The organism is Candidatus Avedoeria danica, from assembly GCA_016703025.1.
Lineage (GTDB): Bacteria > Chloroflexota > Anaerolineae > Epilineales > Epilineaceae > Avedoeria > Avedoeria danica.
Genome location: JADJCV010000002.1, coordinates 78,163 through 88,985 on the forward strand (window position 1 = coordinate 78,163; position 10,823 = coordinate 88,985).

Sequence of the window (10,823 nt, forward strand, 5' to 3'; positions counted from 1 at the left end):
GATGTAGCTCGCCATGCGGCCCACGTCCCATCCTCGGCCACGCCGAGTGCTAGGCCGGCGCATGCGCTGCCGGCAATCCGGGTGCGATCCGCACGGAGCGGCCGGCAGGGACGATGATAGGCCGGCCGGTACTCGACGGCCAAGCGACTACTTGAGCCGCTCCAGTAGCGGAATGAACAGCCGCCGCGTCGGCGCACGCCCGTTCGACGCGCTCAGGAACGGCTCGAACGTCACCGCCCCGAGCGTGGGGTCGTCGACGAAGTCCACGATGTGCTCGGCGATCCGCGTGCGATCCGTCGTGCCCCACCAGTTCAGCACGGCGTTCAGGCCGTTCGGACTGGCGTTCCGCAGGTCGAACCGCCGCCCGTCCGGCGCACGGTTGTCGTGCAGGTCGTTGTTCGTGATCGTCACGGACGTGAGATGCGGCGAGATCACGGCGATCCCCGCGTTCAGCGGGCCGGCCACGTGGTTATCGGTGATCACGTTGTCCCGGATGACGCCGTCGAACCCGAAGTCCAGGTACAGCCCACCCTCGCCGTTGAACTGCACGATGTTGCCGGCGAAGTCGAGACGCATGACGCTACCGCTCCGGACGTAGAGACCCCGCGAGCCGTTGGAGGAGATCACGTTGTCGAGAAGCGCGAGGTCGCCGGCGTTGGCCGCAACGCCGTTGGCGCCGTTGTGGTGGATCCGGCTGTCGCGAATGCGCGTTGGGCCGGGTTCGGCGACGCCGGCGGTGGCACGCTTGAACACCCCGTTGCCGGCGCTGTGTTCGATCGTGCAATGGGAGAGGAAGGGTGAGCCCCCGCCGATTAGGACGGCCCCATCGGTGTCCCCGCCCGCATGTCGGACGTCACAGTGCTCGAGGACCGTACCGCTGACGTACGTGCCCATCCGATCGAAGCGGGCACCGGCGCCGATCAGTTGAAGCCCCGTCCAGTCGCCGGGCCGCGGCTCCGCGCGGGCCGACTCGAAGCGGATGCGGGCCTCCTCCGTGCCCCGCGCGACGAGCGTGCCCTGAACCTGCAGGGCGGTGTCCGGCGCGAACCGCAGGGTCGTTCCAGGGGCGATCGTCAAGGTGGCGTCCGCCATGACCAACAGGTTGCCGACGACCGCATAGCTGCGGCACTCGGTGGGGCCCCACGTCGTGTCCGCCCGGACGACGCCGGAGACCTCGCAGGCCGCGCCCTGCCCCAGCGCTGCGCCGACGCCCGCCGGCAACGCGAGGGCGGCGACGACGACCGCTCCGGCGAACGCGCGGCGCGTCGGCCGCCATCGCCCCATGCCGGGCGACCCTTCGGACCCGCGCGATCGGCTCATCGCTCGGACCCTAGTCCGCCAGATCGCTCGTGTCCTCCGCCACCGCCGCCGCCCCGCCCTCCGGCGTCCAGTCGATTGCGACATCGGCCAGCGCCCGGTGCATCGGTCCCGGATCGCACATCGCCGCCAGCTTGCGGGTGCGGCCGACGTTCAGGCGTTCGAAGAGCAGCTTGAACTGCGCTTCCCAGGCGTCGCGGATCACGGCGCGGTCGGGCTCGGGCATCGTCCAGAGGCGCTCCTTGAAGGCGCCGAGGGCGTGCTTGCGGGTGTTGTAGAGGAACTGCTCGTCCGTCTGGTCCGGCTTGCGCTCGCCGGACTTCGTCTCGCGCAGCCAGGCGTAGATCTCTTCGCGCAGGTCGTTCGGGAGCCGGTCGAACGCCATGTTCTGGAAGTTCGTCGCCAGGTGGACCTCGCACGCGCCGGCCTCGGCGAACTTGCTGAAGGCCTCGTCCGGCAGGGTGCTCGCGCCGTGTTGGACGGCACCCGCCAGGTGGTAGCGCTCGCGGGCGAGCCGCGACAGCGTCGCCAGCACCTCGAAGTCCACCGCCACCTGGGCCAGCGTCCCGTCCGGCAGCACGACGCCGCCGTGCGACGTGCCGGTCTGGATGCTGATCTTGCTGATCCCGGCCCCGGCGTCGGCCAGCGTCGCCTCGTACTCGGCCATGAACGCGTTCAGCTCGTCGGGCGTCGAGTTGTGGCCGCCGACCTCGCCGATCTCGCCGCCGACGGACACCGTGACGGTGGCCGGCGACGCATGGCGGATCAGCCGCGTCAGCTCGGCGCACAGCAACGCGTTCAGCCGTTGCTGCTCGCGGTGCGTCGGAAGCGAGAGGTCGACGAGCGTGCTCGTGTCGATGTCGATGTTGTAGAAGCCGGCCCGAATCGCCTCGCGCGTCAGCTCGCGCACGGCGCCGAGCTCGGCCTCGGGGTCGGCGGCGTAGCGGGAGGCGCTCACCTGGAAGTGGTCGCCCTGCACGAAGAGCGGGCCGCGGAAGCCCTCCTTGATGGCGGCGGCCAGCAGGCTGCTGATGTACTCCGCCGGCCGCTGGCCGGTGTAGCCGATCTCGGAGCGGGCGATCTCGAAGATGACCGCCCCGACTTCGCCGGCGTTGGCGGCGCGAAAGATCGCCCGGCCGCAGTCGAACGCCATCGCCCGGACGTTGATCGCCGGCACCGTGAAGTTGTTCGGCGTCAGGCCGCGACCGCGGGCCATGTAGAGGTCGTGAATGGACGCCGGCCGGATCCCGAGCACCTGGCCAAGCTCCCACAGCAGCCAGCGCGCCGTCGCCTGCTCGGCCCCGTCACCGAACGCCGAGGCGTGGGCCAGCGTGTCGACCTTGGCCCGCAGCTTCGCCTCGTCGACGACGGTCACGGCTTCCGACGGCGGCGCCTTGGGCGAGACGGTGACGGCGCCTTCGAGGGCGGCCAGGAGGGTGGGGAGGGCTTGCATGGGTGGGCCTCGGTAGGGGATCAGATCGGTTCGATGGCCGGCCGATTGTATCACCACCCCCCCCACCCGTGATCCTCCCCCTCCCCCAGAATTGGGGGAGGGGGTCGGGGGGAGAGGGCCTTGGGCCGCCGCCCCCCAACCCCCCTACGGCACCGGCACCCCCTGCCCATCACACGCCAACCGCCCCTGAATGTCGGCGTAGATCGAGATCAGATCCTGATCCGTCGGCGACGCATAGAACCGGTCCACCGTTGTCGCCACCGTCTCGAGGAGCGTCCGGTCGATCGTGCTGCCGAGGCCGATCGCGTAGACGATCACGTCGTTCAGCCGCAGGCGGGCGCCTGCCTCGAGCACGGGCGCGTTGCCGGGCGGGTTCGTCTGCAGGCCGTCCGTCAGGACGATCAGCACCGGCAGCGCCGTCGCCCGGTGCGCAGCCAGCGCCCGTTCGCCTTCGCTCAGGCCGAGGTCGATCCGGGTGCCGAACTCCGTCGTGAGCGCGTCGAGCGCGGCGTCCAGGCGGGCGATGTCGGCCGTCAGGGATTGGTGCGTCGTCGCCGTCGTGTTGAAGCTGATGATCGCCACGCGGTCCTCGGGATCGATGAGGTGGACGAACGTCCGCGCCGCGGCACGCGCGGCGTCGAGCTTGGTGCCGCTGCCGGTCGCGCTCGGCTCGTTCATGCTGCTCGACGCGTCGAGGACGAGCGCGACGTCGAGTGGGCGGCGCTTGATCAGGCAGCCGCCGCGCAGCGCCATCGGCAGGTAGGCCCGGTGGTTCAGTCCGAAGACCTCGACCTCCGGGACCGGGAACACGATCCGGCCCGGGTTGCCGAGCGCGTCGCGGTAGCGCCCGTCGGCGTACACGTTCGTCGGCCATGTTCCGACCTGCTGCGGACGCAGGCGGTAGGTCATCTTCAGCGTTTCGGCCGCCGCCGTGACGCCGAACTGCCACGTCAGCGTGTTCGCGGCGGCGTCGAACGCGGCCGGCGGGATCGCGCTGTTCGGGACGTACGTCATGTTCGACGGGATCTGATCGACGACCGTGATCGTCTCGAACAGCCCTTCTTCCGGCCGGTAGCCGGTCAGGCCGCGGGCGATGTCCTCGACCTGGGCCTCCGTCGGGTTCATGTGCACCCGCCCCGGCTTGTCGCCGGCGGCGTTGGCGACGACGATGTCCAGGTTGTCGCGGTGGATGTTCGTGAAGTCCCACGACGGGAACACGAGTGCGTGGATCGCCACGCCGGCCGCATCGAGCGCGTCGACGGCGTCGGTGGGCAGCGGATCGTCCTTGATGATCCCGTCCGTCACCAGGACGACGAGCTTGCGCGTCCCGGCCGGCGTCGGCGGGGCGGCCGTGTCGAACGCGAAGCGTGCGGCGTCGAGCGCGCCGCGCAGCTGGGTGTCGCCGTTGGCGGTCAGCGCCGCGATCCGGGCGCGGATGCCGGCCAGGTCGTTCGTCAGCGGCGAGAGCAGCGTCGGGCCGCTGTCGAACGTGACGAGCCCGACGCGCGTGTTCGCGCCGTCGAGCTCGGCCAGGAAGGCCAGCGCGCCCGCCTTGCCCTGGGTCAGCGAGTCCTGGAAGCTCATCGAGCGCGACGTGTCGAACACGACGACGATATCGGCGGCGTCGAAGCGCCCCGGGCACCAGCCGTTGACGGTCAGCGACACCTGGACGGTCTCGCCGAGCGGGATCCGCCGCGGCGCGGCCGTCTTGTCGCGGCTCGGGACGCACGCCTTGGGCGGTGGCGGGGGCGATACCGGTGCGGCGCGGCGCTCGAACACCCAGACGCCGGCTTGCTCGATCGGCGAACGGCTGTCCCAGCCGAGCTCGAGCGTCGGGCCGAGGCGGACGAAGTTCACGTACACCCGCCCGTCGTCGCCGAAGGCGATGTCGCGCGGTTCGACGGCGGCGTCGGGCATCGCCCAGCTGGCCACCAGGCGGCCGTCGGGGGCGTAGTGGTGGCCCCAGCCGCCGCGGCCGAGCACGACGACGTCGCCGCCCGGACCGGCCGCCATCGCCCGTGGACCGTCGTGCAGCGGCCAGTCGGTGACGGCGCGGCCGAACAGGTCGCGGACGTACACCCGGCTGCGGGCCTGATCGGCGATGTAGACGTGGTCGCCGTACATCGTGATGTCCGTCGGCAGCGCGATGTCGCCGCCGGCGTCGATCGACCAGTCGCGCACGAGCGCGCCCGCCTCGTCGACGAGGACGATGCTGTTCGCGCCGAGGTCGAGCGTCGCCACGACGCCCTCGTCGGCGGCGACGGCGCCGAGGAACGAAGCCTTGTCGAGATCGTCGATGATCCGCTCGCCCGGCCAGTACGTCCACGCCGGCCAGTTGTCGTCCGGGCGCCCCTGCAGGAGCTCGGGGTCGATCGTGTACACCTTCTTGCCGTCCATCGCGATGTCGCGGGTGAGCCAGGCATCGGAGCCGAACCAGATGTCGGCGTCGGGGCAGAGCCCGAGCTGCGACGTCAGGCGGCCGTCCGGCATCCAGCGCTGCACGGTCTGGCCGTCGGTCGTCCAGTTCGTGAGGTTGTAGTTCGTCGACCCGCCGTCCAGGCGCGAACCGCCGATGAGCATCCGGCCGAGCAGAACGCCCACCTCCTCGGCGGCCGCGACGCGCAGCGGGTAGGCCGGGCCCTCGAGCTCGGGGGCGTCGTAGCCGCCGTTCAGGCGCGGCACGAGCGGCTCCGGCTGGAGGGTGTCTTGGACGGTGTCGAAGCTGAGCAGGCCCTGGAAGTAGCAGTGGTTCATGCTGGCCAGCAGACGGCCGTCGGCTGGGACGTCCAGATTGAAGAGGATGCGGCGCAGGAAGCCGGCGTACACGTGGTCCGTCGGGCCGGTGAACAGCGGCACGTCGTCGACCCAGCGGCGGGCGCGCTTCGTCGCGTCGGGCGCGCGCGCGTCCGCCGCATGGACGCGGAAGATGTCGACGTTGCGCGACACGAACACGCCGGCCGGACCGACGGCGATCTCGTCGTCGCCCAGATCTGCGATCCCTTCCTCGACGCTGTGGTCGGGGCGGAAGACGACGATGCCGTTCACCGACTCACCGGGGGCGGGCGCCTGCTGGTCGGCCAACGGCGCGTTCGACGTGAGGTTCGACGTGATGGACGGATCCGAGAGCGAAGGGCGCGCAATCGACGGCCGTGGCGTCGCCGTCGGCTGGCCGATGCCCGGGTCGCCGGCGCACGGCGGCGGGATGCGCGACAGGACCCAGATCCGCCCGTCCAGCCCGACGTCGAGCATCGTCGGCACGGCGAGCTCGGGCGCCGTGATCTGCTCCAGCAGCGTGCCGGCCGCGTCGTAGACGTCGATGCTGTAGGTCAGCTCCTCGCCCGGCTTGTTCATCAGATCGGGCTTCTGGCCCGGGTCGTAGCACCACGGGTTCTGGCCGGCGCGCGTGACGTAGATCCGCCCGTCGTCGCGGACGGCGATGTCGATGTAGTGCCGCGGTGGCTCGAGCATCACTTCGAACTGGTTGAGGAGCGCGCCGCTCGGGGCGAGCCGCGTGACGCGGTAGACCCAGAACAGCTGCTGCGTCGCCTCGTCGCGGCGCGGGCTGGAGTAGAACTCGAGGACGTGGATCGTCCCGTCCGCGCCGACGTCCAGGCGCTGCGGCCGCCAGAGGACGGTCGTCGTGTCCACCGGCTTCGGCGGCGCCGTGACGGGCAGCGTCCAGACGCGCTGCGCCTGGCCGGTGCGGTCGAGGACGTGGATCGCGCCCGGCCGGCTGGCCGCGTCGCGGTTGTCCAGGATGTACGTCGTGCCGTCGGGCGCCGAGCTGATATCGGCGGTGCGGCCGTAGCGGCCCGGCGTGAGCTGCCAGGGGCGCTTCTCCCAGGTGTCGACAAGGGCGTACGTCGCGCCTTCGGTGTCCGGCACGCCCGCCACCTGGCGCAACGGCGCGGCGCCGACCGGGGCGCGGTCCGCGGTGAGCGTCGCGCCGACGGCGACGGCGAGCACGAAACCGGCAGCGAGGCGAGCAAGTCCGGGCAGCGGGCGCATCGGGCACCTCCTTGGCGACGGCGTGGGGTTCACGGCGGGGTGGTTCATGGTGCTGTGGTTCATGGTGCTGTGGTTCACGGTGCGGCGGCCTGATCGCAGGCCAGCCGGGCGAGGATCGCGTCATAGATGGCGGTCAGCTCGGCATCGGTGGGCGAGCTGAAGTAGCGGTCGGGTGAGGATGCGACGCCGGTCAGGAGCGCGACATCGATCGTCGAGCCCAGACCGATCGCGTAGACGAGCGCGCCGGACGCCTTGAGGCGATCGGCCTCGGCGACGACCGCGGCGTTGCCGGGCGGCATCGTCTGCAGCCCGTCCGTCAGGACGATGACGGCGGCCAGCGCCGCCGGCCGCCGGCCCTCGAGCGCCCCGGTCGCCTCGGCCAGGCCAAGGTCGATGTGCGTGCCCTCGGCCGACTCGATCGCCGCCAGGCCGAGCGTGAGGCGGTCGATGTCGCCGGTCAGCGGGACGACACGGCGGGCGGTGCGGTTGAACGCGACGATCGCGGCGCGGTCCTCGGCCGGGTCGATGCGGCGCACGAACGCGGCGGCCGCGGCGCGCGCGGCGTCCAGCTTGGTCCCTTGGCCGGTCGTGCTCGGTTCCTCCATGCTGCTCGAGGCGTCGAGGACGAGCGCCACATCGAGCGGCCGGCGCTTGATCACGCAGCCCGTGCGGACAGCCAAGGGCAGGTAGACCCGACGCGGCGGGGCATAGACTTCCACCTCGGGGATCGGGAAGATCAGCTCGCCGGCGGTGCCGAGCGCGTCCGTGTACGGCGCGCGCGCCTCGATGTTCGTCGGCCACGTGCCGACCTCGAGCGGATGGAGCTTGTAGCGCAGCCGCAGCACTTCGCCGGCCGGATGGTGGCGGATGCCGCGCCACGTGAGCGTGTTCGCCGCGGCGTCGAACTCGGCGCTCGGCACGGCGGAGCGGTCGACGTAGCGCATGTTGGACGGGATGCGGTCGATCACGCTCAGGTCGCGGAACGCCACGGGCTCGGGCCGATAGCCGACGAGATCGGCGGCGATCCGGTCGACGTCGGCCTCGTCGGGGTCGACGTGCAGGTACCGCGCGTAGCCGACCAGCCGGTTCATGTCGTCCAGGTCCTCGGTCTGCACCTCCCACGTCGTGAAGACGAAGGCGTGCAGTTCGATCTCCGCGCCGCGCAGGTCGTCGCCCGCCTTGATCAAGCCGACACGATCGCTGTCCTTCACGACACCGTCCGTGAAGAGGATCGCCAGCCGCCTTCGGCCGGGAACGGGCGTGTCGCCCAGCTGCAGCCGGGCGGCTGCCAGCGCACCGGTCAGCTGCGTGTCGCCCCGCGCCTGCAGCCCGGCCACGGCCGTGCGGACGCCGGCGATGTCGTCGGACAGCGGCCGCCGCAGCGTCGGCGCGTCGTCGAACGTCGCCAGGCCGACGCGCACCTTGGCCGGGTCGAGCGTGCCGAGCAGGCGCAGCGCGGCTTCCTTGGCACGATCGAGGCTGGCCTCCCAGCCCATCGAGCGCGACGTGTCGAACAGGAGCATGATGTCCGCATCCGTGCTGCGACCCGGGCAGCGGCCGACGACGGTCAGCGTGACGTCGACGGTGTCGCCCAGCGGGATGCGGCGGGGGGCGGCGAACTTGTCCGGCACGCCGAGACAGGCGTCGGGCGGCGGCGGCGGCAGGGACGGGGCCGGCCCGGGGGCGAACACCCAGACGCCGCCTTCGTGGACGCGCGTGCCCTGGCCGGTGCGCCCATTGCCCTGCAGCCCGAGGCGAACGTAGTTGATGAACACGCGGCCCTGCGTATCGACGGCGATGTCGAGCGGCGTGCGGTCGCGTTGCGGCATCGGCCACGCGGCCACCAGCGTGCCGTCCGGGTGGTAGCGGTAGGCCCATCCGCCGCGGCCGAGGATGTAGACTTCGCCCGCCGGGTCGACGGCCACGGCCGCCGCCCCGTCGTGCGTGTCGAACGTGCCGACCGGGTCGCCGGCGAGGTCGCGGATGACGACGCGGCCGCGTGCCTGGTCGGCCAAATAGACGTTGGAGCCGCGCAGCGCCACGTCCACCGGCACGCTCTGCGCGTCGGCGTTCGCCGGCCAGCTGGCCGTCAGCGCGCCGTCGCGGCCGACGATGTGAACGCGCCCGCGGCCGACGTCGAGCACGGCTGCCCGGCCGGCGTCGGCACCGACGGCGGTGAAGAACGGCTCGGACGTCGGGTCGTCGAAATCGCCGCCCCAGAACGACCACGCCGGCAGGAGATCGTCCGGGCGGAGCTGGAGGAAGTTGGGGTCCACCGTGTAGCTGTCCGAGCCGTCCGCCGCGACGTCCCGCACGAGCCACGACTCGGAACCGCTGCACAGCCCGGTCTGGCTCGTCAGCCGGCCGTCGGCGCTCCAACGCTGCGCGGTCTGGTTCTCGCTGGCGAAGGCGATGCTGTAGTAGATCTGACTGGGGCGCGTGCCAAGGACGGTCATCCGCCCGAGCAGCGTGCGGAGTTCGTCGGCCGCGGCGACGCGGATCGGGAAGGCCGGTCCCTCGAGCTCCGGGCCGTCGAGCGCACCGACGAGAACGGGCGACGACGGCCGTGCGCGGGGCGCGTCGAAGCGCAGCAATCCCTGGTAGCTGCAGTGGTTCATCGCCGCGACCATCCGCCCGCCGGTGAACGGCACATCGAGCGACAGGACGCGGTGGTCGAGGAACAGCTGGGCGTACACGCGGTCCGTCGGCCCGGCATACAGCGGTTCGTCCTCGACGGCGCCGAGGCCGCCGTTGGCGGCGCCCGGCTGCAGCGCGTAGATCTCGACGTTGCGCGCCACGTAGCGGCCGGCCGGGCCGACGGCGACATCCTCGGCACCGACCCACTCGATCGTGCCCCGCACCTTGAGATCGCCGCCGAAGACGAGCAGGCCGGCGATCGGCGAAGGCGCCTGCGCGGCGGCGGCCGGGCCGGCGACCGCGTCGGCGCCTTCGCTGGTGTCGACCCGCGCCGATCCACTCGCTGTCCTGTCGCGGGCTGCGTCGCTCGCCACGCCGTCTCGGGCATCCCCGCCCACCGCCTCGGCCTGCGCCCGCGCCAGCCACGGCCACCCGCGGGCCAGCGACGGCGGCGGCGGGTGGCCAGGGTCCCCCGGACCGCCCCCGCCGGGCGAGCACTGCGGCACGATGTGGTTGACGACGATCGCGCTGCCGTCGGCGTCGACGTCGAGGCTGATCGGCACCGCCAGCTCCGGCGGCGTGAGGAGCGTCCGCTCCTTGCCGTCCGGGCTGATGATCTCGACGGCGAAGCTCGGGTCCTCGCCCGGGATGTTCCGCGGCGCCTGTGACCCGCGCTCGTAGCACCACTGCGTCGCGCCGAGCCGGGAGAGGTAGATCCGGCCGTCGTCGCGGACGGCGATGTCGGCGTAGCCGCGCGGCAGCTCGAGGGTCAGCCGGTAGCGGGCCTCGAGCGCCCCGCCGGCGGACAGGCGGTCGACGAGGTAGCGGATGCTGTCGTTCAGCTCGCTCCGGCTCATCGAAAGGACGTAGATCTTGCCGTTGGCGCCGACGTCCAAACGGTACGGGATCGGCGGATCGGCCACGTCGGGCTCGTCGGGCAGCGGCAGCCAGGCCGTCGGCGTCCCGTCCGGCCGCAGCACGTGGAGCATCGCGGCGCGGCCGGCGATGTCCCGGTTGTCCAGGACGTACACCGTGCCGTCCGGGGCCGAGCTGACGTCGGCGATGTTGCCGTAGCGGCCGGCCGTCGGCGTCCACGGACGGGCGGCCCAGGTGTCGACCAGGCGGTACGCGACGCCGGGCTCGGCGGCGAGCGCCGGCGACCGAGCCGGAGCGGCCGCGCCAAGGGCGAGGGCGAAGCCGGCCAAGGTGAGTCGGGCGAATCGCGCGCTCCGCGACCGCACCGCAGGGCGCGCGGATCTGCACGGCACGCCGTGCCTGCCCGTGGCGTTCGCTGGCACCATGGCTCACCTCGTTGCTCCGCCGGACGCTCGTCGACGGCGAACGGAACCCGAATTCGGAGGTCCAAACCTTAGCGCGTGGCCCGATCGTCCACCTAACGACAGGGATC

4 protein-coding genes are annotated in these 10,823 nt (G+C 72.1%); all 4 read right to left on the reverse strand.

Translation table 11 applies throughout. The features are described from left to right. Positions 1-147: 147 nt before the first annotated feature. Positions 148-1,320, reverse strand: coding sequence for a right-handed parallel beta-helix repeat-containing protein (locus tag IPG72_01510; GenBank protein MBK6767715.1), 1,173 nt, complete (start codon positions 1,318-1,320; stop codon positions 148-150). A 10-nt stretch (positions 1,321-1,330) separates the two neighbouring features. Beyond that, positions 1,331-2,770 (reverse strand): class II fructose-bisphosphate aldolase, encoded by a 1,440-nt coding sequence (locus IPG72_01515; GenBank protein MBK6767716.1) that lies wholly within the window; start codon positions 2,768-2,770, stop codon positions 1,331-1,333. A gap of 144 nt (positions 2,771-2,914) precedes the next feature. Then, entirely contained in the window at positions 2,915-6,778 is a 3,864-nt protein-coding gene (locus IPG72_01520) for a VWA domain-containing protein (GenBank protein ID MBK6767717.1), read from the reverse strand. Positions 6,779-6,852: 74 nt separating this feature from the next. Continuing rightward, on the reverse strand, positions 6,853-10,716 hold the full coding sequence (locus tag IPG72_01525; protein ID MBK6767718.1) for a VWA domain-containing protein: 3,864 nt from the start codon (positions 10,714-10,716) through the stop codon (positions 6,853-6,855). Positions 10,717-10,823 lie beyond the last annotated feature (107 nt).